Raw genomic sequence first — 26374 nt, 5'->3', positions numbered from 1 at the left:
AGGCCGCCGGGCGACAGTCATTTTCCGGCGGGCGGCGGCGTCAGCCCAGCAGGAAGGCGACCAGAAAGCCCACCGCCGTCGCCATTCCGACCCACCAGCCGCCCTCCTTGTAGGCCTCGGGCATGAGTGAGTCGGCGAGGACCGCGATGGTGGCGCCGCCCGCGAATGCCTGGACGGCGCCGATCGAGTTGTCGCTCAGATGGTCCGAGAGGGCGTGGCCCCCGACCGTCACCACGACCAACGCCGCGGCGGTGAGAACCCAGAGCATGAACGCCCTGCCGTTGGAGACATCGTGCTGCCGGTGCAGCAGCGCGGATCCGCCGATCGCCTCGGGTACATTGCCCGCGGCGATGGCGACCAGCAGTACCAGCCCGCCGCCCGACGCCAGGGATACGCCGAGGGCGGTGTTCTCGGGTACGCCGTCGAGGACGGTGCCCAGCATCAGCGCCCAGCCCACGGCGCCCGCGCCGGTCCGTCGCTCCAGCAGGTGGTTGGCCACCACGTACACGGCCGCACCGGAGAAGAGCGCCGCTCCGGCCGTCGCCGCACCCGCCTGGACGAAGGCGGGTTCGAACAGCTCGTTGGTGACGGCGGCGATCATCGTTCCGGCACCGAATGCCATCAGCGACGCGAGCAATGGCCTGGGCAGAGTGGTGCGCAAACCTATGGCCGCGCCGATCACCAATGGAATTGCCGTACCGAGCCCATACAAGAGCGCCGTTCCCATAGGGTGAACACTATGGGTTGGAGGGTTATGGCAATGGTCATGCAGGGCCGAAAGAAATTATTCTAGAATTTCCCTCTAAAATCCCGCGAACTCGTGGCGACCCGGGTATTGTCCGATTTGGCAGTTTTCCGGCGACCAGGTTGCGAGCAGCCAACTTTCGGCAAACACGCAGCGTGCTACCGGTGTGCTACGAAAGGCCCGATCGATGACGAGGGGATCGGGCTTTTCGGTATTGTTCTGCGCGATGTCACAGGAAGCGAATTCGGGACGAAGGTATGCCGGCCAGCCCGTAGAAGATCGGCAACGCGAACGGCGCGCGCGTTTTCTCGAATCCGGCCTGACGGTTTTCGCCCGCGACGGGTATGCCAATAGCTCGGTCGGCGCCATTTGCAAAGACGCGGGGCTCTCCTCGCGACAGTTCTACGAGGAGTTCACCGGACGTGAATCCTTACTTCTCGAACTGTTCGCGACGATCGATCGGGAATCGCGCGCCGCGGTCCTCGGATCCCTGCAGCACAGCACCGAGCAGAGTTCACTCCAGCGGATCGACAGCGCGATACGCGCCTATGTGCAATCCATCGGTACCGATATGCGGCGGGCTCGGGTCGTGCTCGTCGAAGTGGTCGGGGCCGGGAGCAAAGTCGAAAAGATGCGTACCGAATCGCGGCGCGCCTGGAGCGCGGTTCTCGCCCAGGCCGCGGAGGACGCCGCCCTGCACGGCGAGATCCCGACCGGCGACTACGACCTGCGCATGCTGGCGATCATCGGCGCGGTCAACTATGTCGTGGACGAATGGAGCGGAACCGAACCGCAGCGCCCGCTCGACGAGGTGATCCGGGTGATGAGCCGGATCATCGTCGGCGCCATCCGGGCCTGACGCGCCCCCGGAGCGCCGGCGGCTAGCCTGGCCCGATGGAGACCGTTCCGATCCAGATGCCGGACGGCGCCACGGTGCCGGTGCGACTGCTGCCGGCCGAAGGGCCGCACCGGCATCCGGTCACACCGGATAGGCCGCGACCGGTCGTCGTGCTGATACCGGGGCTGGGAGTTCCGGGCGAGTACTACCTGTACTTCGCCCGCGAACTCGCCCGGCGCGGAATGGACGTGGCGGTCGGCGAATTGCGCGGCAACGGGGACAGCGCACCGAAGGCCACCGCCGCCAGCAGCTACGGCTACCACGAACTCGCCGCGGTCGATTTCCCGGCGATCTTCGAGGCGGTCCGGACCCGGTTCCCCGGCAGCACCCCGTATCTGATGGGGCACAGTATGGGCGGGCATCTCTCGGTTCTCTACGCCTCCCGGGTCCGCGGCCGCCTGGCCGGATTGATCCTCGTCGCCTCCGGAACCCCGTACTACCGGGGGTTTCGCGGACTGCTGGGACCGGGCCTGCTCCTGGGCACCGCCGCCGTCTCGCTCACCGCCAATCTGGCCGGCGTCTGGCCCGGTGACAAGCTGGGTCCCAACGGGTTCGGCCGGCAGTCGAAGGTGCTGATCTCGGATTGGGCCCGGCTGGCCCGCACCGGCCGGTTCACCCCGGCCGGCGCCGATATCGACTACGAGGAACGGATTTCCCGGCTGAAACTGCCCGTGCTGTCGATCACCATGTCCGGCGACGAATTGACCCCGCGGGCCTCCGCCCGCCATCTGCTGGACAAATTACCGGCCGCCGACAGCACCACCTGGCACGAACCGCGCCGGCTCGGCCACAACGGCTGGATCACCGATCCGCACAGTGTGGTCGACCGGATCGAGAAATGGATTCGCGACCGCTGACCGGGCCGCGGATCATTTCTCCGTCCGGCCCTCGATCAGCGTCTGGGTGAAGAACTCGTAGATCAGGGCCGCCTGGAACGCCGACTGCTTGTTGTCGGCGGCGCCGCCGTGCCCGCCCTCGATGTTCTCGTGGTACCAGATCCGGTGCCCCTGCTCCTCGAGCAGCGCGGCCATCTTCCGGGCGTGCCCGGGATGCACGCGATCGTCGCGGGTGGAGGTGGTGAGCAGAATCGGCGGATAGGTGGCGGTACCGCCCTCGCTCATGGCCTTCTGATAGGGCGAATACCGGCTGATGTATTCCCATTCCTCGGGGATATCGGGATCGCCGTATTCCGCGACCCACGACGCCCCGGCCAGCAGCAGGTGATACCGGCGCATATCCAGAAGCGGGACCTGGCAGACGATCGCGCCGAACAACTCCGGATAGCGGGTGAGCATCACACCCATCAGGAGGCCGCCGTTACTGCCGCCCACCGCACCCAGCTGTGACGCCGTGGTTATTCCGCGCGCCACCAGATCCCGCGCGATCGACGAGAAATCCTCGTACACCTTGTACCGGTTCGCCTTCTGAACCGAGGTATGCCAATCGGGTCCGTATTCACCACCGCCCCGGATATTGGTCATCACCCAGGTGCCGCCCTGTTCGAGCCAGCCCATACCCGAGGCCCCGCCGTACGCGGGGGTCCGCGACACTTCGAATCCGCCGTACCCCGACATGACGGTGGGCCCGGGACGGTCGCGATGATCGCGGTGGCGGAGCACGAAATACGGGATCATGGTCCCGTCGTCGGAACGGGCGAAGAACTGTTCGGTGTCGATACCGGCGGCGTCGAAAACCGCCGGTTCCTGCTTCAGTTCGGTCACCGCCGACCCCACCGAACCTGCCAGCAGTGTGGTGGGAGTGGTGAAACCACTGGTCAGCAGCATGAAGTCGTCGCCGGCCTCGAGCGGGTCGAGGTTCATGAAACTGGTGGTCGCCATTCGCGGAGTATCGGCCAGCGGTTCGGTATGCCAGCCCCGCTCACCCGGAGTGAGCACATACAGTTTCGTCTGCACATCCTCGAGGGTGACCAGGAGCAAATGGTTCTCGGTCCAGCCGTAACCGTGGAGCGAGGTATGCGCGTCGGGTTCGAAAAGCACCTCGAATTCGCGTGCACCGGAGAGGAATTCGGCGAAATTCGTCGCGATCAGCGAACCCGCGGCATACGTATGGCCACCGGTTTCCCACTCCGATTTCAACCGGATCGTCAGCCATTCCTTGTACCAGGACTCGTCGGCATCCGTCGGCGTCTCCAGCCGGGTACGGGAACCCTCCGCGTCGAGCAGATACACCGTTTCGTTGTAGAAATCCGTCGCCTGCCCGACGAAGTGACGTTCGTATCCCGGCGTCCGGTCGTAACCGGCGGATACCGCGACATCGGTCGCCGCGCCTTCGAATACCGTTTCCGCGCTCTCGAGCGCGGTACCGCGCCGCCACCGTTTCGCGATCCGCGGGTATCCGGAATCGGTCAGCGATCCGGGACCGAAGTCCGTGCCGACATACACCGAGTCGATATCGATCCAGCCGATCCGGGATTTCGCCTCCGGCAGATAATAGCCGCCCTGCTCCGGAGCGATGAATTCCCGTGTTACCATATCGAATTCGCGCACCACCTTGGCGTCGGCGCCGCCCCGGGACAGACTGATCAGGGCCCGGGTCTGCGCCGGGCGCAACACTCCCGCACCGCCCCACACCCAGTTCTCCTCCTCGGCGGCGGCGAGCTCGTCGAGGTCGATGAGCACATCCCATTCGGGTTCGGGTTTCACGTACTCGGCGAAGGTGGTGCGGCGCCACAGTCCTCGCGGATGTTCGGCGTCCCGCCAGAAGTTGTAGAACCATTCCCCGCGCCGTCCCGGGAACGCGATCTTGGCATCGGTATCGAGCATGTCCAGAATCCGCCGCCGCAGGACCTCGAAGCGGTCCTCGGCAGCGAACCGTTCCATCACGACCTCGTTGCGGGCCCGCGCGAAGTCGAGCGCCCGCTCGCCGGTCACCTCTTCCAGCCACAGATAGGGATCGGTTCCGCGGTCCTGACTGCCACCACTCATCCGACCATTGTCACCCACCGATCGCCGGTCCCCCTACCGAGGTGATCGGCAGCGGGCCGGGCCCGGCGCACGAGGCATTCGTCCGGCCGCCGCGCCGATCAGCCTGCCACGCCCGTCACAAACGCGACCTGCTGCCCGGTCACCCGGGCAACCGTCGCGAAGTCCTTGTCATCACAGAGGACTGTGAGCCGGCCGAGTTCCGCCGTCGCCGCGATCAGGAGGTCCACCGGGCCCGCCGAACGATGGATTCCCCGCTCGGTCATCAACTGCTGGGACTCCTCGGCGCGACGGTAGGCATGCTCGGACATCGGGACCCAGCCGAACAGGTCACGCAGTAGCCGCTGCTTCTCCAGCCGGTCGGCCAGCGATCTGGCGGAATACAGGAATTCGAGCTCCACTATCGGGCAGGTAGCGATCACTCCGGCGGCCAGCTGATCGGCCCATGCCTTCCGGTGCGGCTCCTGGAGAATCCGGAAGAGACCCGAGGTATCGATGAGGTAGATGGCAGGAGTCACCGCCGGTAGGCCGCTTTGTTGCCGAGGTATTCGTCGAAGTCTCCGCCGTCGGCCATCTCACCGAGACGGGCCAGCGCACGCATCCGCACCAGTCGCTGGCCCACTTCGCGGAGCGCGGCGTTGACCGTATCCTTCTTGGTCTTGGTGCCGAGCACCTCGGCGGCGATGGCCAGGGCCTCGTCGTCGATCTCGATCGGCGTCTTGGAAACACTCACGACCCACCGTCTCCTCTGGGTATCCGAGAAATCCACCGTAGATATCTACGACATCCCAGCCTACCGCTCGAAATGCCGGAGACCGGCCCACCGTGTGGTGGACCGGTCTCCGGTTCGAACGGGGTGCCGGGTGGCAGGGACTCAGAAGTCCATGCCGCCCATGCCGCCGGTCGGATCGGCCGGGGCGGCCGAGGCCTTCTCCGGCTTATCGGCGACAACGGCCTCGGTGGTCAGGAACAGGGCCGCGATGGAGGCCGCGTTCTGCAGGGCCGAGCGGGTGACCTTGACCGGGTCGGCGACGCCGGCGGCCAGCAGGTCCTCGTACTCGTTGGTCGCGGCGTTGAGGCCCTGGCCGGCGGGCAGGTTGGAAACCTTCTCCGCGACCACGCCGGGCTCGAGGCCGGCGTTGAAGGCGATCTGCTTCAGCGGAGCCGACAGCGCCACCTTGACGATGTTGGCGCCGGTGGCCTCGTCACCTTCGAGCTTCAGGTCCTCCAGCGCGGGGGCCGACTGCAGCAGGGCCACGCCACCACCGGCGACGATGCCCTCCTCGACGGCGGCCTTCGCGTTGCGCACGGCATCTTCGATGCGGTGCTTGCGCTCCTTGAGCTCGACCTCGGTCGCGGCGCCGGCCTTGATGACCGCAACACCGCCGGCCAGCTTGGCCAGACGCTCCTGCAGCTTCTCCCGGTCGTAGTCCGAATCCGAGTTCTCGATCTCGGTGCGGATCTGCGCCACGCGGCCCTGGATGGCCTCCGCGTCGCCCGCGCCCTCGACGATGGTGGTCTCGTCCTTGGTGACGACGACCTTGCGCGCCTGGCCGAGCAGCTCGATGCCGGCGGTCTCCAGGGAGAGGCCGACCTCTTCGCTGATGACCTCGCCACCGGTGAGGATGGCGATATCGGCGAGCTGGGCCTTGCGGCGGTCACCGAAGCCCGGAGCCTTGACGGCGACGGACTTGAAGGTGCCGCGGATCTTGTTCACGACCAGGGTCGACAGGGCCTCGCCCTCGACGTCCTCGGCGATGATCAGCAGCGGCTTACCGGCCTGGATGACCTTCTCCAGCAGCGGCAGCAGGTCCTTGACGGTGGAGACCTTCGAGCCGACCAGCAGCAGGTAGGGATCCTCGAGGACCGCTTCCTGACGCTCGGGGTCGGTGACGAAGTAGCCCGAGATGTAGCCCTTGTCGAAGCGCATACCCTCGGTGAGCTCCAGCGACAGACCGAAGGTCTGCGCCTCTTCGACGGTGATGACGCCTTCTTTGCCGACCTTGTCCATGGCCTCGGCGATCAGCTCACCGATGGACGCGTCGCCCGCGGAGATACCGGCGGTGGCGGCGATCTGCTCCTTGGTCTCGACCTCCTTGGCGGAGTCGAGCAGCTTGGCGGTGACGGCCTCGACGGCCTTCTCGATGCCGCGCTTCAGGCCCAGCGGGTTCGCGCCGGCCGCGACATTGCGCAGACCCTCACGCACCAGCGCCTGAGCGAGCACGGTGGCGGTGGTGGTGCCGTCGCCCGCGACGTCGTCGGTCTTCTTGGCGACTTCCTTGACCAGCTCGGCGCCGATCTTCTCGTACGGGTCCTCGAGCTCGATCTCCTTGGCGATGGACACACCATCGTTGGTGATCGTGGGGGCGCCCCACTTCTTCTCGAGCACGACGTTGCGGCCCTTCGGCCCCAGCGTCACCTTGACCGCGTCGGCGAGGCTGTTCAGGCCCCGCTCGAGACCGCGACGGGCCTCTTCGTCGTACGCAATTGTCTTGGCCATTGCGGTGAGATCCTCCAAGTAATGAGGCTGACACACAGGATGACCGCATTGTCGGGCCACCCTCTAGCTACGCTTGTGGCCAGGCTCGGTGCCCGCGACGGACGACCAGGGGTGTCGTGGTACCCGATCTCACCGTCCCGACCTGGCACTCACCGGTGGGGAGTGCCAAAGCCATTTTTAGCACTCGCCGGTAACGAGTGCAAGGTCGGTAGGGGCAGCGCCGAAATTACAGGCTGTCGGTTACGCGGAGGGCGAGGGCCAGGAAGGCGTCCGCCCGGCGCTCCTCGGGGGTGCGGGGCTCCCCCTCGTCGATCGTGACGAATTCGGCATCGTGCAGTAACAGCTCGGCTTCGACCCGCATGATCGCGCGGATGAACGGCGGCGCGACCTCCGGCGGCAGATCGCCGTTGACCACATAACTCCCGTCGGACAGGGATTCGGTGGACACGTAGGTCAGCGCGCGCAGCAGATCGTCCCGGTGCTCACCGGCCACCAGGTCGGAGTCCGTTTCATCCGCCATTGCTATAGATTACCGGGATCAGTGGCCCGTCCGGGTACCCCCGCGACGTTCGCGGGCGCCGCCCTGTACCCCTCGGCGGTTTCGCGGGCCGACGGCCGGCCGGTCGGGCGGCAACCGCTCGCGGTTCGGAGTCCCGGGTGCCTCCGCGCCGCTCACGGCCTATTTCTGATCGGCAACGATCTGCTGGAGAACCTCGGTCAGGCGGGTTTCCAGGGCATCCTTGCGCAGCCCGGCGCCGGAGAGGATCCCCGATCCGTTCTCCTGTTCCAGAATGGCCAGCAGAACATGTTCGGTGCCGATGTAGTTGTGGCCGAGCCGCAGCGCCTCCCGGAAGGTGAGCTCCAGCGCCTTCTTGGATTCGGCGTCGAAGGGCACGAGCCCGCTCATCTTGCCGGACCTCACGGCGGCCCCGAGCTCCTGCGGCGAGATCGCCGCGCCGGGTTCGGCGCCGGAGGCGGCGACAGCGGTCGCACCCAGGTCGGCCAGGGAAATCCCCTGTTCGACCATCAGCTGACCGGCCAGCCCGTCGGCCTGGCTGAGCAGGCCCAGCACCAGATGGGCGAGCGTGATCTGCGAACCGCCGGCGACGGTGGCCGCCTCCTGCGCGGCGACCACCATGGCCCGGGCCCGCGCGGTGAACTTCGCGAAACCGGCGTTGGGGTCCATCTGGTCGGAGGGGTCCCCCGGCGCTTTGGCGACGAAGCGCTTCTGGGCCGCCTGTTTGCTGACGCCCATACTGGCGCCGATCTCGGTCCAGGAGGCGCCGGAGCGGCGGGCCTGATCGACGAAGTGGCCGATCAGATGATCGGCCAGTTCACCGAGGTGGCCGGCGGTGACCACCGCGTCGGAGAGCTGTTCCAGGGCATTGTCGGGCCGGGCTTTCTTGATGACCTCGATGAGGTCGTCCAGCCGTACTGAGGAAGTCATGCGTCAACTATAGGTTGACGCATGACCGAGCGTCAACCGACAGTTGACGATTCCTCGGGATCAGCTCCGCCCGCCCGGACGGCGCAGCCGCAACCGCGAATCGCCCCGCAATTGCGGCCTGCGGATCTCCGGACGCCGGAGTTCCGGACGGCGCAGCACCGGCATCCGGCGGTCGGCGCGCCGCTGCGCCCGCCGTTCCGCCGGTTTGTACTGCCAGGTCTCCGGCCGCGCCGCGACCCAGCGCTGCGAATACCAGGCGAAGGGAATATGGCCCAGGTAGAGCACGATGAGCACCAGCAGCAGCACGATCGGATAGGTGATCAGGGCCGCGCCCGCCAGCGCGACCAGGACCAGCAGTCCGGCGGCGGCCTGCGGCGCCACCGAGACCGATTTCAGCGCCAGGGTCGGAATGGTGCTGACACACAGCGCGGCCGCGAACACCGTCCAGGCGGCGACCACCGGGAAACTCGTCCACCAGCCGTCGCCGAACTGGACGAGCACCGCGATCGGTGCCATGGCGATGAGCGCGCCCGCCGGAGCCGGAACCCCGACGAAGTACTCCCGCGCCCAATCCGGGCGGGTGTCGTCGTCCATCAAGGTGTTGAACCGGGCCAGTCGCAGCACGACGCTCACCGCGAACAGCAGCGCGATGATCCAGCCCGAACCGCTGCTCTCCCCGTCGAACAGCACCACATAGAGCACCAGGGCGGGCGCCACTCCGAAGGAGATGGCGTCGGAGAGCGAATCCAGCTCCGCGCCGATCTTGGTGGTGGCCGACAGCAGCCGGGCCAGGCGGCCGTCGAGGGTGTCGAGTACCGCGGCGGCGCCGATCATGGCGAGCGCGATCTTCAGCTCGCCTTCCAGGCCGAATTTCACCGCGGACAATCCCGAGCACAGGGCCAGGATCGTGACGATACTGGGCAGCAGCCGGATGGATCGGCGCCGCCTGCCTTCGATGACCTGCTCCATCACGTATCGGCCGACGGCAGGACCGCCAGGACCGTCTCCCCTCCGATCGTGCGCTGCCCGACGTTCACCAGCGGCCGGGTACCCACGGGGAAATAGGTGTCCACCCGGGAGCCGAAACGGATCAGGCCGTAGGTGTCGCCGATGGTGACCCGGTCGCCGGGAGCCGCGTCACAGACGATCCGGCGGGCGAGCAGACCGGCGATCTGCACCACCACCACCTGCTCGCCGCTGTCGGTGTCGAGCAGCATGCTGCTGCGCTCGTTGGCATCGCTGGCCTCGGGCAGATCGGCGGATTTGAACTGCCCCCGCCGGTACTGCACATCGCGCACCACACCGGACACCGGCGTGCGCTGTACATGGACGTCCAGGACGGACAGGAAGATGCTCACCCGCGGCAGCGGGCTGTCACCGAGTCCCAGCTCGGCGGGCGGCGCCGCGGTGTCGACCAGCGCGATTTCGCCGTCGGCGGGCGCCACGACCACTCCGGGCCGGTTCGGCGGCACCCGGTGCGGGTGCCGGAAGAAGGTCGCGCTCGCCAGCGCGGCGGCGAGCCCGCCGCGGCGGATCCAGCGACGCCGGCGCCCGAGTACCGCGACGGCCAGCGGCGCGGCCACGAACGGCAGTCCGGCCGGGTGCATCGGCGGGATCGCGTTACGCACCAGATCGGCCAGATGAGCCGGACCGGAACGTTCCGGAGTGCCCGGCGGGGTGGGACGGCGTGCCACTGATTCCTCTTTCGTACTCGGTTCGATCCACCCGGACCGGGTCACGGCCGGACACCACACGGCGTCCCCGCCGGACCCGTCCGGCGCAAGCGTTCACACCTTACGCCGAACTGGGCCGACGGGGCCGGGTTCGCACCGGCGGCTACCGCCGCACGACTGCCTTCACCAGGAACAACAGGATGACCGCGCCCGCCAGGCAGGTGAAGAAGCTGAACCACAGGCCGCCACCCTCGACGTCCACGCCGAACAACCCGAGCAGGAAGCCGCCGAGCAGGCCGCCGACCACGCCCACCACGATGTTGAGCAGAATGCCCTGCTGCGCATCGGTTTTCATGAACTTGCTGGCCAGCCATCCGGCGATACCGCCGATGATGATCCAGCCGATGATGCCGAGACCGAGCATGACTTGTCCCTCGCTTCTCTCCTCGGGTACACGTCGCGGTGGCGAACGTGTACCCGGGCGATACCCGGAGCGGGTCGGGATAACCGCGAGCCGATCTCGAATTTGGGGCTGCCGCCACGCGAACCGCGAGCTAATATGAGGGTGCCTCATGTCTTCGGATGCCGGTGGCCGTCAGCCACAGCCCCCGGCGAGGAACACACAGCCCCCGGCGCGGAATACCGATCGGATTCCGGGCCCACCCTCGCGGCGCCGCCGCCGCAGGTACATAGGAGAAGCAGCATGGCTACTGAGCTCGCCCAGACGACCGGGGCGCAGTACACCGCGATCCTGGGGCTGGGCGTCTATCGCCCGGCTCGCGTCGTCACCAATGACGAAGTGGCCGGACCGATCGATTCCAGCGACGAGTGGATCCGCACCCGTTCGGGTATCCGGACCCGCCGATTCGCCGACGAGACCGAGACCATCCACTCCATGAGCGTCGCGGCCGCCCGCGGCGCCCTCGATTCCGCCGGTATCGCCGCCGACCAGGTCGACTGCGTGATCGTCGCCACCTCGACCCATCTGCTGCTCACCCCCGCCGCCGGTCCCCGTATCGCCACCGAGCTGGGCACCAACGGATCGGCCGCCTTCGATATCTCCGCCGGCTGCGCGGGCTTCTGTCACGGCCTGGCCATGGCCTCCGACCTCGTTCGCGGCGGCACCTCGTCCTACGTCCTGGTGATCGGGGTGGAAAAACTCACCGACACCATCAACCCGGCCGACCGCGGTACCGCGTTCCTGTTCGCCGACGGCGCCGGCGCGGTCGTCGTCGGACCGGCCGAGGCGACCGGGATCGGGCCGACGGTCTGGGGCTCCGACGGCACCCAGCACCATGCCATCCGCCAGGACAAGGACTGGATGGAGTTCTTCGCCGAAATCGACGAGAAGGGCACCGACGCCGTCCGCCCCTACCTCGCCATGGAGGGCACCGCGGTGTTCCGCTGGGCCGCGCATTCGCTGGAGAAGGTCTGCCGCGACGCGGTGGACCGCGCCGGCCTGTCCACCGACGACCTCGACGCCATGATCCCGCACCAGGCCAACGGCCGGATCATCGAGATCATGGCGCGGGTGCTGAAACTGCCGGAGAACTGCGCGCTGGCCGACGATATCGAAGAGGCCGGCAACACTTCGGCAGCCTCGATTCCGCTCGCGATGGAGGCGCTGCTGCGGACCGGGCGCTCCAAGCCCGGCGATACCGCGCTGCTCATCGCGTTCGGCGCCGGACTCTCCTACGCGGCCCAGGTGGTGACCCTGCCGCCGTTCAGCCCGCCTCGGCCGCTGTCTTGATCTTCGCCAGCGATTCGTTCATCCCGCGCACCAGATTCTCCTCGAAGGCGGTCTCGCCGCCGAGCGCGGCATCGATCATGGTGCGGGAGAACCAGCTGGTGCCGTTGGGAACGTCACGCCGTTCGACCAGCCGGGTCCCGGTATCGGTCGGTTCGAGCGTGTAGACCCATACCGAGCGGTTCTGGCTGACCCGGAACGCCAATGCGCTGTCCTTTTCGTAGCGCAGGATGCGGGAGGTGGTCGGCCAGAACTTCCAGCCGTCCCGGTTGAGATTGACCGTCAGGGTGCCGGCCCGCGGTTTTCCGATCGGGATCATCCGTACGCACTGGGGGCTGAACTCCGGCATCCGGGCGGGATCGGAGAGCACCGCCCAGACCCGATCCGGGGGCGCGGCGATCTCGATACTGACTTCCAGGTTCTTCGGCAACGCTGCCTCCATTTAGATGAAACTCCAAGTATCAGGAAGGGTAGCGATTGGCGACGGCTCGGTCACGTTTTCTCCCGCCGCGTATCGATAACGCCCATCGGGAAGCAGAATTGATCGTGAGATCTCCGCCGGGTCGGGTACCCGCACCGCAGCAAGACACGATGCCAGCAAACACTCAGCTAACGTAAGGTGATGGCCGTGAACCTTCGCTCGCTATTGCGCCGCCAGAGCACCGGCAGTCTGCCGCAGCTACCCGCGATCGAACCGGACGAGGACACCGGCGGCGACCGCGTCGACGAACGCCTCGAACGACTGCTCACCCCGACCGAACTCGATATGGTGCTGCGACACCGAGTCTGACCCCGCGGTCCGGCTCGACCCGGCTACCCGCGAGGCCGGTGCGAGCCGCCCGGTACGCTGCTGGCCACGCCGGAGGCTCCGGCGTGGCTGACCACCGGGACATGCGTTATGAAGCGAATCTCAACTGTTGTCGTCACCGCTGCCGCCGCCGCGGCGCTGGTGCTGTCGGGTTGCTCCTCCGACGAGGAATCGGCCGACGCGGCCGGTCTGCGTAAGAACACGGCAACAGCTCAGACCACCCCCGACAGCGACCCCGGCGTGACCGAACAGACCCCCGCCCCCGGCGACGACACCGGCACCGCCGAAGCGCCCGCCGAGGACACCTCGGCCCCGGCCGCCGAGCCCGGCGACGCCACCGCCCTCCCCGACCGCGCCACCGATACGACGTGCGCCCAGTTCAAGTCCCTCGACGAACCGGACCAGCAGCAGCTCATCGGCCGCATCCTCGGCGAGAACCCCGACAGCACCTTCGTCGGCAACCCCAACGCGGCCCTGGGCACGGCGAAACTGGTCTGCAACGCCGGCAAACTCGCCGACCAGAAGGTCGCCGTGGTGGCGGGAATCGTCATCAACGGATAGCACAACCAGCGGTCCGCCCCCTATACCCGGACGCTCGCCACAACCCCCACCTCCGACTCCGAGCGCCGAGTTCAGCGAGGCCCTCCGAGGGTTGCGGGCCGTCCCGTGTTTCAGTGCCCGAAGCGCATGTGGCGAAGCCACGAGTCTCGGGCGCTGAAACACGGGACACAAGGGGCCCGCAACCCCGCGCGCCGAAGGCGCGCAGAATTGACGCTGTGGCTGAGTTGGGTTTGACGGTGCGACTGAATTCTTCCGCCGCCGATGCGCGCCGGGGGGTGATCCGCTTGCACCCCGAGGTGCTGACCGCGCTCGGGTTGCGGGAGTGGGATGGGATCACGCTGGTGGGGTCGCGGCGGACGGCGGCGGTGGCGGGGCGGGCTCCCGCGGGGACTCCGGCGGGAGCCGCGCTGCTCGACGATGTGACGCTGTCGAACGCGGGGTTGCGGGAGAACGCGACCGTGGTGGTGTCGCCGGCGGTGGTGCACGGGGCCCGGCATATCTCGGTGAGCGGATCACGGCATGCCACCCAGTCGATTCCGGCCGCCACGCTGCGCCAGGCGCTGCTCGGCAAGGTGGTGACCGTCGGGGACACGGTGTCGCTGCTGCCACGGGATCTGGGGCCCGATATTCCGTCGTCGGCGGCCAGCCAGGCGCTGTCGCGGGCTTTCGGTATCGCCTGGACCTCGGAGTTGCTCACAGTTGTCGCGACCGAACCGGCGGGCGGGCCGGTGAGTGTGCAGCCGAATTCGGCGGTCGAATGGACCGCGGGAGCGACCGGCGCCCCGGCGGCCGGAGAGGCTCCGGCGGTCCGGGTGAACGGTGACGGCGGTGCGCGGCCGTCGCTGATCCCCAGTCATCTCGACACCGTGACCACCGGCGATCTGCCGGGCAACGTACCGGTGGCGAGCGCACCCGCGACGGAGATCGGGGTGGAGGAGCTGGCCGGGGCCCGGCCGCAGGCCGCGAAACTGGCCGAATGGCTGAGTCTGGCGTTGGACGAACCGGAGTTGCTGAAAGCGCTGGGCGCCACCCCGCGGCTGGGCGTGCTGATCACCGGGCCCGCGGGCGTGGGCAAGGCCACGCTGGCGCGGGCGGTGGCGGCGCCGCGGCGGGTCGTGCAGCTCGACGGACCCTCGGTGGGCGCCGCGGAGAGCGGGGCGCGGTTGCGTGAGGTTGCGGCGGCGGTGGCGGCGGCGAGTTCGGGGCAGGGCGCGATTCTGCTGGTCACCGATATCGACGCGCTGCTGCCCGAACCGGCCGAGCCGGTGGCGACACTGATCCTGGACCAGTTGCGGGCGGCGGTGGCCGCGCCGTGCGTGGCGCTGCTGGCGACCACCTCGAACCCGGCCGGGGTCGATCCGCGGCTGCGGACTCCGGATCTCTGCGATCGCGAACTCGCGCTGACACTGCCCACCGCCGTGGTGCGCCGCAATCTGCTGGAACAGTTGCTGCGCAAGGTCCCCACCGGGGAACTGCGCCTGGACGAGGTGGCGGCGGCCGCACAGGGGTTCGTGGTGGCCGATCTCGCCGCGCTGTGCCGGGAGGCGGCGTTGCGCGCGGCGGCGCGGGCCAGTCGCGAGGACAGCGAACCGCGGCTCGAACACGAGGATCTCGCCGGGGCGCTCGAGGTGATCCGGCCGCTGTCGCGTTCGGGCAGCGAGGAACTGGCGATCGGCAGTCTCGGGCTCGACGATGTGGGCGATATGGCCGAGACCAAACAGGCGCTCACCGAGACGGTGCTGTGGCCGCTGCGCCATCCCGATTCCTTCGCCCGGCTGGGTATCGACCCGCCGCGCGGGGTGCTGCTCTACGGACCGCCCGGATGCGGGAAGACCTACCTGGTCCGGGCGCTGGCGGGGAGCGGGCAGCTCAGTGTGCACGCGGTCAAGGGCGCGGAATTGATGGACAAATGGGTGGGTTCCTCCGAGCGCGCCGTGCGGGAACTGTTCCAGCGGGCGCGGGATTCGGCGCCGTCGCTGATCTTCCTGGACGAGGTGGACGCATTGGCGCCGCGACGGGGGCAGAGTTCGGATTCCGGGGTCGGCGACCGGGTGGTCGCGGCACTGCTCACCGAACTGGACGGCGTGGAGCCGTTGCGCGATGTGGTGGTGCTGGGCGCGACCAACCGGCCGGAGTTGATCGATCCGGCGCTCCTGCGCCCGGGCCGGCTGGAGCGTCTGGTTTTCGTACCGCCGCCCGACGCCGAGGCCCGGCACGCGATTCTGCGGACGGCCGGCCGTTCGGTGCCGCTGGCGGAATCGGTGGACCTCGCGCGGCTGGCCGCGGATCTGGAGGGTTTCTCGGCGGCCGACTGTGCGGCGCTGTTGCGTGAGGCCGCGCTGGCGGCGATGCGGCGGGATGTGATGGCAGCCGATGTCACTGCCGAGGACCTCGCCGCCGCGCGCCGGACGGTGCGGCCCTCACTGGACCCCGAGCAGGTCGAAGCATTGCGCCGGTACGCCGACGCCCGTCACTGAGTCCGGGCGTCCGTCCGATATGTCTGACCTGCGGTGATCGTTGCCCGAGGGTAGCCGGATGCGGACCACGGTCCGTTAACCTGTACGATTGTGCCAGATCGTGCTCGCATATGATGAGCGCGCTGTACCCCGCCGCCCCGATTCCCGACGGAGGTAACGCTTGCTCGCCATCCTGCTCGCACACGCTTTGGCCGCGCTCGTCGCGCCGCCCGCCGTGCGAGTGATGGGGCGCAACGCGTTCTATCCGCTCGCGCTCGTCCCGCTCGGTTCCCTCGTCTGGGTCATCGCCCGGTGGAACGACACCGTGCAGGTCCGGATGAACTGGGCGCCCAATATCGACCTGTCGCTGGATCTGCGGTTCGACTCGCTCGCCACCGTGATGAGCGCGCTGGTCCTGGGTATCGGCGCCCTCGTACTGGCCTACTGCGCACGCTATTTCACCGACGACGAACCCAAGCTCGGCTCCTTCGCCGCCTGGCTGGTCGCCTTCTCCGGCGCCATGTTCGGCCTGGTCACCAGCGATAACATGCTGCTGCTGTTCACGTTCTGGGAAATCACCACGGTGCTGTCGTTCCTGCTCGTCGGACACAATTCCGACAGCGCAGCGGGCCGGCGGGCCGCCCTGCAGGCGCTACTGGTCACCGGCGCGGGCGGGCTGGCGATGCTGGCCGGGATCGTCATCCTCGGTGAGCGCTACGACAGTTATCTGCTGTCGGATCTGCTGTCCGCCGAACACCCTCCGGGCGGTATCGCGGTGCAGGTCGCACTGGTGCTCGTCCTGGTGGGAGCGCTGAGCAAATCGGCCATCGTGCCGCTGCATTTCTGGTTGCCCGGCGCCATGGCCGCGCCCACCCCGGTGAGCGCCTATCTGCACGCCGCCGCCATGGTCAAGGCCGGTGTGTACCTCATCGCCCGGCTGGCTCCGGCCTTCGCCGGCGAACCGGTGTGGCGCCCGCTCGTGCTCACCCTGGGTGTCGCCTCGATGTTGCTGGCCGGTCTGCGCGCGATGCAGGTCACCGACCTGAAACTGGTACTGGCCTTCGGCACGGTGAGCCAGCTCGGCTTCCTGGTGACGATGGTCGGGATCGGCACTCCCGACGCCGCCCTCGCCGGTATCGCCCTGCTCGTGGCGCACGCCCTGTTCAAGGCCTGTCTGTTCCTGGTGGTCGGCATCATCGATCACGGCGCGGGCACCCGCGAGATCGACGAACTGTCCGGCCTGGGCAGACGCGCGCCGATACTGTTCGCGACCGCCACGCTGGCGGCGCTGAGTATGGCCGGAATCCCCCCGCTGTGGGGTTTCGTCGCCAAGGAATCCGCACTCGCCGCCGAACTGTCCGCCGAACCTCTCGGACTCACCGCCAAGCTGCTGCTGGGCGCGGGCATCGTGCTCGGCTCGGTATTCACCGTGGCCTACAGCGCGCGTTTCCTCTGGGGCGCCTTCGCCGACAAATCCGGTGTCCGCGAACCCGGCTGGCATGCGCCCGGGGCCGCCCTCATGGCCGCGCCGGTACTGCTGGCGGTGGGCTCGCTCGGCGCGGGCCCGGCCGCCCCCCTGCTGGACGAATTGCTGGTTCCCTACGCGGCGTCCCTGCCCGGTGAGCTGACCGAACACCTCCAGCTGTGGCACGGCTTCACCTGGCCGCTACTGCTCACCGTGGTGATCATCGCCGCCGGGGCCTGGCTCTTCGCGCTGCGCGACCGGTTCGACCACTCGACCACGCTGCTCGGCAACGCCGACCGCGGCTACGACGCCGCCCTGCGCGCCATGGACCGGATCTCGTTGCGGATGACCGGTTCGGTCCAACGCGGTTCGCTGCCGCTGAACCAGGCCGCCATCCTGGGAACGTTGGTCATCCTGCCCGCGGTGGTCCTGGCCGTCGGCACCCGCACCGGCGTCGAACTGCGGCTGTGGGATTCCCCGCTGCAGTTCGTGATCGGCGCGATCATGATCGCGATGGCGCTCGGCGCGACGGTCCTGCGCAACCGCCTGGCCAGTGTGCTGGTGGTGGGCCTCACCGGCTACGGCTGCGGTGTCATCTTCGCCCTGCACGGCGCTCCCGATCTCGCGCTGACCCAGTTCCTGGTGGAAACGCTCACCCTGGTCGTCTTCGTCCTGGTGCTGCGGGCGTTCCCGGCCGAGATCGGGCCGGAACAGCAGGCCGGATTCCAGATCGGCCGGGCGGCCATCGCCATCGCCGTCGGTATCGCCGTCCCGGTGCTGGCGGCCTTCGCCGCCGCGGCCCGTAACACCCAGCCGATCTGGGAACGTATCCCGGAGGCCGCCTACGAATTCGGCGGCGGTAAGAACGCGGTCAACGTCCTGCTGGTCGATATCCGCGCCTGGGATACGCTCGGTGAGATATCGGTGCTGGTCGTGGCCGCGACCGGGGTCGCCTCGCTGGTGTTCCGCAGTCGCCGGTTCGGGCTGGCGCCGCGTGCGGCCGATGCCCCCAACTACACCCCCGGCAAGGTGAGCTGGCTGCCCGCGGGCCGGTTGGTGGACCGCCGCGACCGGTCGATGGTGCTGCAGATCACCACCCGCCTGGTGTTCCCCACCGTCATGGTGCTGTCGGTCTACTTCTTCTTCTCCGGCCACAACGCCCCCGGCGGCGGTTTCGCCGGCGGGCTCATCGCCGGGCTGGCCCTGGTGCTGCGTTATCTCGCGGGCGGGCAGTACGAGCTGGGTGAGGCGCTGCCCGTGGACGCCGGGCGTCTGCTCGGCGCCGGCCTGGTCCTGGCGGCCGGTACCGCCACCGCGTCACTGCTGCTGGGCGCGCCGCCGCTGTATTCGGTGATCGTGGAGACGACCGTGCCGCTGCTCGGCCACGTCAAACTCGTGACCTCCCTGTTCTTCGATCTCGGGGTCTATCTGATCGTGGTCGGCCTGGTCCTGGACGTACTGCGCAGCCTCGGCGCGCGGCTGGACGACGAGCTGGTGCAAACATGAGCGCGAACCTGACCCTGTTGATCGTCGTCGGCGTCCTCACCGCCTGCGGCGTATACCTGCTGCTGGAGCGGACCGTCTCCAAGATGCTGCTCGGCATCCTGCTGTTCAGCAACGCCGTGAACCTGCTCATCCTCACCATGGGCGGGCCGGACGGGTCGGCGCCGATCAAGGGCACCGACGACACCGCGCACAGCGGTATGGCCGATCCGCTGGCCCAGGCCCTGGTGCTGACCGCCATCGTGATCACGATGGGGATCTCGGCATTCGTGCTGGCCCTGGCGTATCGCTCCTACATCCTGACCACCAGCGAAAAAGTGGAGAACGACCCGGAGGACATCGGGATCGCCGCGCGCGAGCGGGAGGACCCCGAAGAATGAGCCTGTCTTCCGATTTCCTGCCCGCGCTGGCCCCGCTCCCGGTGCTCATTCCCCTGCTGGCGGCCGCCGCGACCCTCATCGTCGGCCGCAGCCCGCGTATCCAGCGGGTGTTCGTCATGGTGGCGCTGACCTCGGTCGTGGTGATCTGCGCCGGGCTGCTGTACCTGGCCGATCGCGAGGGTACGGTCGCGGTGCAGGTCGGCGGCTGGGAGACCCCGATCGGTATCACCATCGTCGTGGACCGGCTGTCGGCGGCGATGCTGCTGGTATCGGCGATCGTGCTGCTCGCGGTCGCGGTCTACGGCGCCGGCCAGAACATCGGTGACAGCCGCGTCCGCCAGCCCACCTCGATCTTCTGGCCCACCTATCTGGTGCTCAACGCGGGCGTCTCGATGGCCTTCCTGGCCGGCGATCTGTTCAACCTGTTCGTCGGTTTCGAAATCCTGCTGGTGGCCTCCTTCGTCCTGCTGACCCTGGGCGCGACCGCCGACCGGATCCGCGCCGGAGTGTCGTATGTGATGGTGTCGATGGTGTCGTCGCTGATCTTCCTGATCGGCACGGCGGTCATCTACGGCGCGACCGGCACGCTGAACTTCGCCCAGCTCGCGGTCCGGATGGACGGGATTCCCGACGGTATCCGCCAGGCCGTGTACGCGGTGCTGCTGGTCGCGTTCGGGATCAAGGCCGCGGTGTTCCCACTGTCGAACTGGCTGCCGGATTCGTATCCCACCGCACCGGCCCCGGTCACCGCCGTTTTCGCCGGTCTGCTCACCAAGGTCGGTGTCTACGCCATCGTCCGGACCCAGACCCTGCTGTTCCCCGACGGCGGTTTCGACAATCTGCTGCTGATCACGGGCCTGCTCACCATGCTGATCGGTATCTTCGGCGCGATCGCGCAGAACGATATCCGGCGATTGCTGTCGTTCACCCTGGTCAGCCATATCGGCTACATGATGTTCGGCGTCGGGATCGCCAGCCGGATCGGTCTCACCGGCACGGTGTACTACATCGCCCACCACATCCTCGTGCAGACCGCGCTGTTCCTGGTGGCCGGACTGATCGAACGGCAGGCCGGGTCGGCGTCGCTGCGCCGGGTCGGCGGGCTCGCCGCGGCCAGCCCGCTACTGGCCGGGTTGTTCCTGATACCGGCGCTGAATCTCGGCGGTATCCCGCCGTTCTCCGGTTTCATCGGCAAGGTGGCCCTGCTCCAGGCCGGTGCGCAGGACGGCAGCGCGCTGGCCTGGATCCTGGTGGCCGGTTCGGTGATCACCAGCCTGCTGACCCTGTACGTGATGGCGCGGGTCTGGAGCAAGGCGTTCTGGCGGCCTCGTGAACAGGCCCCGGAGGGGCATCTGGTGGCGGCGACGCTGCCGTCGCTGGTCGAGGACAACACCGACATGCTCTACGACGAACGGACCGATCCCGGCCGGCTCCCGGTGATGATGGTGTTGCCGACGGCGGCGCTGGTCGCGGTGGGCCTGGCGCTCACGGTGTGGGCCGGACCGGTGCTGGGCATCGCCGACCGGGCCGCGGTGGAACTGCAGAATCGCGGCGTCTATATCGGCGCGGTGCTGGGCGGGGGGACGAAATGACGCGCTGGATCGCCCTGACCCGTGACAATATTCTGCGCGTCGGGGTCCTGGCCTGGCTGACGGTGGTGTGGGTGGCGCTGTGGGGGCAGATCAGCGTCGCCAATGTGCTGGCCGGATTCGTGGTCGGGCTGGTGATCATGGTGGCCCTTCCGCTCCCCCGGATCCCGGTGCAGGGCCGGTTGCGGCTGCTGCCGCTGATCCGGCTGGTCGCCGCGAGCGTGTACTACGCGATCGAATCCAGCCTCCAGGTCGCCTGGTTCGCGCTGCGGCCCGGTCCGCCCCCGGTTTCGGGTGTACTCCGGGTTCGCTTCGCCTTCCGGTCCGATCTGGTGCTGGTCCTGTGCACCAATCTGCTGAACCTGATCCCCGGCACCATGGTGCTCGAAATCGATCGCCAGCAGTGCGTGGTCTACGTCCATGTCGTCGATATCAGCAGTGAGAAGGCGGTGGCCAGTTTCTACCGGACCATCCGCCAGGTGGAGCGGCTGCTGATCGCCGGGCTGGAGAACCGCGCCACCCCGCTTCCCCCGCCGGACACTCCCGAGGAGGTGCGCTCGTGAACGTTGTGGCAGTGGTGGCCGCGGTGCTGCTCGGCGCCGCCGCGTTGATCACCGCCTACCGCATTCTGGCCGGACCCGACACCCTCGACCGGGTCGTGGGGATCGACTCGATCATCGCGATGGCCATCTGCGGTCTGGCGGTTTGGGCCGCCTACAGTCGCGATACCACGGTCGTTCCGGCCATTGTCGCGCTCTCGCTGGTGGGCTTCCTGGGGTCGGCCGCCGTCACCCGCTTCCGGGTCCGGGACGACCGATGACGACCGTACTGAACTGGATCTCCGGCACCCTGATCATCCTCGGCTCGCTGTTCGCGCTGACCGCGGCGATCGGCATCGTCCGCTTCCCCGACACCCTGCTGCGTATGCACGCGGCGACGAAACCACAGGTCATCGGGCTCACACTGGTGCTGACCGGTACCTGTCTGCGGGTCTACGAGGATCCGAACGTCTGGATGCTGGTGATGGTCGGGCTGTTCACCCTGCTCACCGCACCCGTGATCGCCCATCTCATCGGCCGCACCGCCTATCGTGAGCAACTGCATCGCAAGGATCTCCTGGTCGTCAACGAGCTGGAGGACGACCTGGAGAAGGAGCAGCGGCAACCGTAGTCCCGGAATGCCGGCCCGGGCGCCGACGCGGTGCACCGGACACCGGAACGGCAGCGCCGGCGCGCTCGTGACGCGAACTCAGCGGGAGTCGTCGCCCGCGGCGGCGGAACCCGTCTGCCCCTCGGCGGCCACCGCCGGTTCGCCGCCGCCCGGAACCCGGACGGGGGCCGGAGCGGACGCGACCGCCGGGCGGACCGAGGCCGGGGCGCCCGCCGCCGCGACCGCGCTCGCCACCCCGGCTCCGGTGGTCACCGAACCGGGCAACCGGCCGCTCAGACCGGAAACCTCGGTCGCGACGGGCCGGCGGCGGCGCGCGAACCAGGTCGCGTGGAATCCGGCCGCCATCGCGGCCAGCAGGGCCAGCACCACCGACCCCGCCACGATCGGATGGTCGGCCATCTGCACCGCGAGGTACCGGTAACCCAGCAGCAGCGCCACCAGCACCAGCGCGCCGCCCGCGACGAGGCGGATCCGGAACCGGCCCCAGCCGCGTTCGGGATCGCGCAGCGCGGATTCCACGGTCAGGCACAGCACCGCGCCCGCGACCAGGTCCACGCCGTAGTGGTAGCCGAAACCCAGGGTCGCCGACAGGGTGCACAGCAGCCAGAAGGTGCCGCCCCAGCGCAACCAGGTGGGGGCGAGGGTGCCGTCCGGATTGCGCCGGGTGTGCAGGAAGAGCGCCAGCGCCCACGCCGTATGCATGGACGGCATGCAGTTGCGCGGAGCCACCGCGTCGAAGGCCATGGCCGCCGGGCTGCGATCCAGCGAGGGGACCACCCCGGGCCAGTAGTTGCCCACCTGGAACCCGTTACCGTCCGCGCCGTAGGCGAACATCGGCCCGACCACCGGGAACAGGATGTACACCAGCGGACCCACCAGCCCGAGCACCAGGAACGTACGCACCAGATAGTGGGCGGGCCACCGGCCGCCACCGGCCACCGACCGCAACTGCCAGACCGCGACCAGGATCGCCGCGGCGGGCAGTTCGATGTACACCCAGTGCAGCACCGCGTCGGGCACCGGCCCCAGCGCCTCCAATACCCGGCCCATCACCCAGGACGGATCGCCGAGCGCGTGATCGGCCAGCATCACGTACTGATCCAGTACCTCGGGCCGCAGGTCGATGGTGATGTGCAGCCAGACATCGCCGACCTTGGTGGCCAGGATCAGCAGCGCCCCCAGCGCCGCCGCCCGCAACGCGTTACGCCGCGTCGGCCCCTCCCAGCGCAACCACGCCACCAGCACCAGCCCGGTGAGTACCAGCACGGGACCGTTTCCGACGGTGAACGGGTCCCCCATCAGCAGCCGGGCGCCCGCGTATCCGATATCGATCGCCACCGCGGACGCGAACGCCACCAGCCGGTGCCGGCCGGCAAGGCCCACCAGCGCCAGCACCAGACCCGCCCAGGGCACGGTCATGGATTTGGGAGTGCCCAGGTAATCCCGGACCAGACTCTCCAGGGGCCCCTCGTACCCACGCCAGACCGCCACCGCCTGCAGGGCGATCAGCAGGGCCGGTACCGCGAGTACGGCGAATACCCGAAACCCCCGATGCGGCACGGATGGGCGCGCCGCGGGCCCGGCTCCCGTATTCGGGTTTTCGACTAGCACTCGCTCATCGTAAACGGCACGTGAACGGCAGGCCCACGGCCTGTTGAACAGCAGCGGACCGGACGGCTTCAGCCGTCCAGTTCACGCACCAGGGCGTCCACCACCGCCACCAGATCCCCCTGCGCCGCCGCGGCCACCTTCCGCTGCCGCTGATAGTTGGCCCCGTGCCGTGGGATATCGGCCACCGCGGCCAGTTCGTCCGCACAACCCAGCCGGCGCGCTGTCGGCTCGAGCCGGTCCAGCAGTTCCGCCAGATCGTCGGTAACCAGCCGTTCCCGGTTGTCCGCGTCCACGATGACGATGGCGTCCAGGCCGTAACGCGCGGCCCGCCACTTGTTCTCCTGCACATGCCACGGCGGCAGGGTCGGCAGATCCTCGCCGTTTTCCACCCGTTCGTCCAGGTGCACGATCAGACAGTGGATGAAGGCCGCCAGTGCGGCCAGTTCCGCGCGATTGGAGATCCCGTCACAGATGCGGACCTCGATGGTCCCCCATTTCGGGGCCGGCCGGATATCCCAGTGCATCCCGCCGAGCTGTTCGAACACACCGGTTTTCATCTCGTCGTGCACATAGCGCTCGAACTGGCCCCAGTTCTCGAACTGGAACGGCAGTCCGGCGGTGGGTAACTGCTGGAACATCAGCGCCCGGTTGCTGGCGTAACCGGTATCGGACCCCGACCACATCGGCGAGGACGCCGACAGCGCCAGCAGATGCGGATACGACAGCAGCAGCGCGTTCAGGATCGGAAAGACCTTCTCCCGGTGCGAAACCCCGACGTGCACGTGCACGCCCCAGATCAGCATCTGCCGGCCCCACCACTGGGTGCGTTCGATCAGCTCGTCGTAATGTTCGGTGCGGGTGAGCTGCTGGGTCGACCACTGCGCGAACGGGTGGGTGCCCGCGCAGAACAGATCCACCCCCAGACCGTCCGCGGCCCGCCGCACCGTATCCATGGTGGCGGACAGATCCTGTACCGCCGCACCGACGGATTCGTGTACACCGGTGACCAGTTCCACCGTGTTGCGCAGCAGTTCCTTGCTCACCTGCGGAGTGCCGTCGTGGGCACGCAGTTCACCGACTGCGTCGAAGACCGCGGCGGCGGTATTGGACAGATCGCGGCTCGTCTTGTCGACGAGCGCGATCTCCCATTCGATCCCGATGGTCGGCCTGGGCGACTCACGGAAAGGAACCGGTTCGATCCGTGCCCCACCCATTTCGCCTCCGTAGCGCGTCGACTGCTACCCGATGACGCCGCAGGCGACGCGCCCGCCCGCGTCCCCGGTGCTCATCGTGTTCTGATCCGGGCCGGCGCCGCCCTCACGGGTGTAGCGCTCCGGGATATTGGCGAAGTTGTCCGGACCGGCGTGGATGATCAGCGCCTTGCCCTCGATATCGGCCATGGTGACGGTATCGGTGGTGGTCACCAGGTAACCGTGACCGTCCTCACGGACCTGCAGCGAGGTGAGATCGCCGCTGGCCGGATGCCCGGTGGCACCGCCGACCTGCAGATGCCCGCCCGCGGACAGGAAATCACCGGGCGCGCCACCGGCGGGCGGCGCGGAGTTCGCCTCGCACTTGCCCTCCTGGTGGATGTGCAGGCCGTGGAAACCCGGGGTCAGTCCCGTGGCGTCGACGGTGACCTTGAGATGGTTGCCGTCGACGGTGAAGTTAGCGGTGCCGGCCGAGGCGCCGCTCGGCGTCTTCAGCTCGACCTCGGTCCCCGAACCGGCCGGAGTGCCCTGCTCCTCGGCGTGCTCGCCGTGTTCGGACTCGCCCGCCGGAGCCGGCGAGGAGGTCCACACCGGCGGCGTCGTACCGGTCGCGTCGCTGGATTCCTGGCTGTTCGTGCAGGCAACGAGGCCGAAAGCCGCGACAGCCAGCACCGGGGTCACGGTCCGCCAGGACGGGCGACGAGATGTGGACGGTGCCATCGAGGAACTCCTTTACGAGTACCGAGTTTACGGGTCGATCGTTTCGACAACGATCATTCGACGCAGATGATGATGCCACGCCCCCCGCATCCGTCCGGGACAGCCCCGACCTCCGGTCGCCCGCGTCACCGCCCGGTCACCACGACGATCACACCGGACCCGTCGCCCACCCCCGGCGCCATGGGCGCGGTGGTGGCCCCGATATCGGCGGCCACCGCGGCCGCGGTCTCCTGGTCGCCGGGCGCGGTGCCGTAGTAGACGGTGGTGGCCTCCAGGGTGGCGGCGGCGTAGTTACCGGTCGAGGTGTTGGTCCAGCCCTTGGCCGCCAGTTCGTTCGCCGTAGTGGCCGCCAACCCGGCGACCAGGCTGTTGTTGAGCACTCGCACCGGCGCGGCCCGGTCCACCTCGCCGGCGGCGGCCTGGGTGCTGGTCGACACCGCGCTGGTGGTGGCACCCGCCGCCGTGGTCGTCGGAATCGCGGCGCTCGCGGTGGTCCGCGGCGCGGCCGGCGCGGTGGTCGTCGAGGTGGTCCCCGCACTCTCGGCGCTCTCGGAGGACTCCGAATCCGCGCTCGACAGTGACATCGCGCCCAGACCGGCGAAAACGATCGCCAGCGCGATCAGAACCATCGCCGTCGCACGCAGCGGCGGCCCACCGGAGCCAGGGTTCGAATTGCTCACGGCCCGAGCCTAGCGTTGCGCTCGACCGCGCGCCCGCGGCACGCGGGGCCCGACCACGTTTTCACCCACCCCCACACCGACTCCACAAGACCCGAGTTACGTTCTCGCCCCACCCCACACCCCCACACCCGCCCCCGCACCGAGGGCCGAAGGCCCGACCGGGTTCGGCCCGCGCCTGCTGTCAGCCCTCGAAGCGCATGCGGCGAAGCCGCGAGTCTCGAGGGCTGACAGCAGGCGCCCAAGAGGGCCGAACCTCGAGCGGCGGAGC

Annotated in this window: 27 protein-coding genes; 12 read left to right on the top strand and 15 right to left on the bottom strand. The window is 68.5% G+C overall.

Translation table 11 applies throughout. The features are described from left to right. Positions 1-40 precede the first annotated feature (40 nt). The gene (locus tag ACZ6SF_RS11545) at positions 41-727 is read right to left on the bottom strand and encodes a ZIP family metal transporter (RefSeq protein WP_466061981.1); all 687 of its coding nucleotides are present in this window, start codon (positions 725-727) and stop codon (positions 41-43) included. Positions 728-971: 244 nt separating this feature from the next. Here ACZ6SF_RS11545 and ACZ6SF_RS11540 point away from each other — a divergent pair, with 244 nt between their 5' ends. After that, positions 972-1604, top strand: a complete 633-nt coding sequence (locus ACZ6SF_RS11540) for a TetR/AcrR family transcriptional regulator (protein WP_449999933.1) — start codon at positions 972-974, stop codon at positions 1602-1604. Positions 1605-1639: 35 nt separating this feature from the next. Further along, a complete protein-coding gene (locus ACZ6SF_RS11535) occupies positions 1640-2500 on the top strand; it encodes an alpha/beta hydrolase family protein (RefSeq protein WP_466061980.1) in 861 nt (286 codons plus the stop codon). A 12-nt stretch (positions 2501-2512) separates the two neighbouring features. On the opposite strand, the gene ACZ6SF_RS11530 is transcribed toward ACZ6SF_RS11535, so the two are convergent. From ACZ6SF_RS11530 to ACZ6SF_RS11490, 9 genes are all read right to left on the bottom strand, one after another. Continuing rightward, complete coding sequence (locus ACZ6SF_RS11530) at positions 2513-4588, bottom strand: prolyl oligopeptidase family serine peptidase (RefSeq protein WP_466061979.1); 2076 nt, start codon at positions 4586-4588, stop codon at positions 2513-2515. Between the two features lie 98 nt (positions 4589-4686). Continuing rightward, complete coding sequence (locus ACZ6SF_RS11525; RefSeq protein WP_466061977.1) at positions 4687-5103, bottom strand: PIN domain-containing protein; 417 nt, start codon at positions 5101-5103, stop codon at positions 4687-4689. Next, positions 5100-5318, bottom strand: a complete 219-nt coding sequence (locus ACZ6SF_RS11520; RefSeq protein WP_466061976.1) for a type II toxin-antitoxin system VapB family antitoxin — start codon at positions 5316-5318, stop codon at positions 5100-5102. The genes ACZ6SF_RS11525 and ACZ6SF_RS11520 overlap by 4 nt, the downstream gene beginning before the upstream one ends. 141 nt (positions 5319-5459) lie before the next feature. After that, positions 5460-7085, bottom strand: coding sequence for a chaperonin GroEL (gene groL / locus ACZ6SF_RS11515; RefSeq protein WP_466061975.1), 1626 nt, complete (start codon positions 7083-7085; stop codon positions 5460-5462). A 226-nt stretch (positions 7086-7311) separates the two neighbouring features. Then, positions 7312-7605: a DUF222 domain-containing protein gene (locus ACZ6SF_RS11510; RefSeq protein WP_030524663.1), complete on the bottom strand. Its 294-nt coding sequence runs from the start codon at positions 7603-7605 to the stop codon at positions 7312-7314. 159 nt (positions 7606-7764) lie between these two features. Then, positions 7765-8532 (bottom strand): Clp protease N-terminal domain-containing protein, encoded by a 768-nt coding sequence (locus ACZ6SF_RS11505; protein ID WP_466061974.1) that lies wholly within the window; start codon positions 8530-8532, stop codon positions 7765-7767. A 60-nt stretch (positions 8533-8592) separates the two neighbouring features. Further along, positions 8593-9501, bottom strand: a complete 909-nt coding sequence (locus ACZ6SF_RS11500; RefSeq protein ID WP_466061973.1) for a CDP-alcohol phosphatidyltransferase family protein — start codon at positions 9499-9501, stop codon at positions 8593-8595. Beyond that, the gene (locus ACZ6SF_RS11495; protein WP_466061972.1) at positions 9501-10226 is read right to left on the bottom strand and encodes a phosphatidylserine decarboxylase; all 726 of its coding nucleotides are present in this window, start codon (positions 10224-10226) and stop codon (positions 9501-9503) included. The genes ACZ6SF_RS11500 and ACZ6SF_RS11495 overlap by 1 nt, the downstream gene beginning before the upstream one ends. A 142-nt stretch (positions 10227-10368) precedes the next feature. Beyond that, positions 10369-10629 (bottom strand): GlsB/YeaQ/YmgE family stress response membrane protein, encoded by a 261-nt coding sequence (locus ACZ6SF_RS11490; protein ID WP_466061971.1) that lies wholly within the window; start codon positions 10627-10629, stop codon positions 10369-10371. Positions 10630-10908: 279 nt separating this feature from the next. On the opposite strand from ACZ6SF_RS11490, the gene ACZ6SF_RS11485 reads away from it, so the two are divergent. Further along, the gene (locus tag ACZ6SF_RS11485; RefSeq protein ID WP_466061970.1) at positions 10909-11955 is read left to right on the top strand and encodes a beta-ketoacyl-ACP synthase III; all 1047 of its coding nucleotides are present in this window, start codon (positions 10909-10911) and stop codon (positions 11953-11955) included. Here ACZ6SF_RS11485 and ACZ6SF_RS11480 read toward each other — a convergent pair. Further along, positions 11930-12394, bottom strand: coding sequence for an SRPBCC family protein (locus tag ACZ6SF_RS11480; protein ID WP_466061969.1), 465 nt, complete (start codon positions 12392-12394; stop codon positions 11930-11932). The two genes, ACZ6SF_RS11485 and ACZ6SF_RS11480, sit on opposite strands and share 26 nt — an antisense overlap. A 180-nt stretch (positions 12395-12574) precedes the next feature. Between ACZ6SF_RS11480 and ACZ6SF_RS11475 the strand changes: the two genes are divergently transcribed. From ACZ6SF_RS11475 to mnhG, 9 genes are all read left to right on the top strand, one after another. Next, complete coding sequence (locus ACZ6SF_RS11475; protein ID WP_466061968.1) at positions 12575-12742, top strand: hypothetical protein; 168 nt, start codon at positions 12575-12577, stop codon at positions 12740-12742. 108 nt (positions 12743-12850) lie between these two features. Next, positions 12851-13321, top strand: a complete 471-nt coding sequence (locus ACZ6SF_RS11470; protein ID WP_466061967.1) for a hypothetical protein — start codon at positions 12851-12853, stop codon at positions 13319-13321. 215 nt (positions 13322-13536) lie between these two features. Then, entirely contained in the window at positions 13537-15798 is a 2262-nt protein-coding gene (locus ACZ6SF_RS11465; RefSeq protein ID WP_466061966.1) for an AAA family ATPase, read from the top strand. 160 nt (positions 15799-15958) lie between these two features. Beyond that, positions 15959-18748, top strand: a complete 2790-nt coding sequence (locus ACZ6SF_RS11460; protein ID WP_466061965.1) for a Na+/H+ antiporter subunit A — start codon at positions 15959-15961, stop codon at positions 18746-18748. Beyond that, on the top strand, positions 18745-19125 hold the full coding sequence (locus ACZ6SF_RS11455) for a Na(+)/H(+) antiporter subunit C (protein WP_466061964.1): 381 nt from the start codon (positions 18745-18747) through the stop codon (positions 19123-19125). The genes ACZ6SF_RS11460 and ACZ6SF_RS11455 overlap by 4 nt, the downstream gene beginning before the upstream one ends. Further along, positions 19122-20717 (top strand): Na+/H+ antiporter subunit D, encoded by a 1596-nt coding sequence (locus ACZ6SF_RS11450; protein WP_466061963.1) that lies wholly within the window; start codon positions 19122-19124, stop codon positions 20715-20717. The genes ACZ6SF_RS11455 and ACZ6SF_RS11450 overlap by 4 nt, the downstream gene beginning before the upstream one ends. A 14-nt stretch (positions 20718-20731) precedes the next feature. Beyond that, entirely contained in the window at positions 20732-21277 is a 546-nt protein-coding gene (locus ACZ6SF_RS11445; RefSeq protein WP_466062261.1) for a Na+/H+ antiporter subunit E, read from the top strand. Continuing rightward, the gene (locus ACZ6SF_RS11440) at positions 21274-21534 is read left to right on the top strand and encodes a monovalent cation/H+ antiporter complex subunit F (RefSeq protein ID WP_466061962.1); all 261 of its coding nucleotides are present in this window, start codon (positions 21274-21276) and stop codon (positions 21532-21534) included. Before ACZ6SF_RS11445 ends, ACZ6SF_RS11440 begins: the two co-directional genes overlap by 4 nt. Further along, positions 21531-21884, top strand: coding sequence for a monovalent cation/H(+) antiporter subunit G (gene mnhG, locus ACZ6SF_RS11435; protein ID WP_466061961.1), 354 nt, complete (start codon positions 21531-21533; stop codon positions 21882-21884). Before ACZ6SF_RS11440 ends, mnhG begins: the two co-directional genes overlap by 4 nt. A gap of 78 nt (positions 21885-21962) precedes the next feature. Here mnhG and ACZ6SF_RS11430 read toward each other — a convergent pair whose 3' ends face one another. From ACZ6SF_RS11430 to ACZ6SF_RS11415, 4 genes are all read right to left on the bottom strand, one after another. Further along, positions 21963-23444, bottom strand: a complete 1482-nt coding sequence (locus ACZ6SF_RS11430) for a DUF5933 domain-containing protein (RefSeq protein ID WP_466062260.1) — start codon at positions 23442-23444, stop codon at positions 21963-21965. A gap of 119 nt (positions 23445-23563) precedes the next feature. Further along, complete coding sequence (locus tag ACZ6SF_RS11425) at positions 23564-24709, bottom strand: glutamate--cysteine ligase (protein WP_466061960.1); 1146 nt, start codon at positions 24707-24709, stop codon at positions 23564-23566. 24 nt (positions 24710-24733) lie between these two features. Continuing rightward, positions 24734-25426 (bottom strand): superoxide dismutase[Cu-Zn], encoded by a 693-nt coding sequence (sodC, locus tag ACZ6SF_RS11420; protein ID WP_466061959.1) that lies wholly within the window; start codon positions 25424-25426, stop codon positions 24734-24736. Positions 25427-25551: 125 nt separating this feature from the next. Further along, positions 25552-26106: a LytR C-terminal domain-containing protein gene (locus tag ACZ6SF_RS11415; RefSeq protein WP_466061958.1), complete on the bottom strand. Its 555-nt coding sequence runs from the start codon at positions 26104-26106 to the stop codon at positions 25552-25554. Positions 26107-26374 lie beyond the last annotated feature (268 nt).

The sequence above is a fragment of the Nocardia sp. NPDC049935 genome (assembly GCF_055586645.1).
The sequence above is the reverse complement of the archived record's forward strand: the minus strand, read 5'-3'. Positions and strand labels throughout refer to the sequence as shown.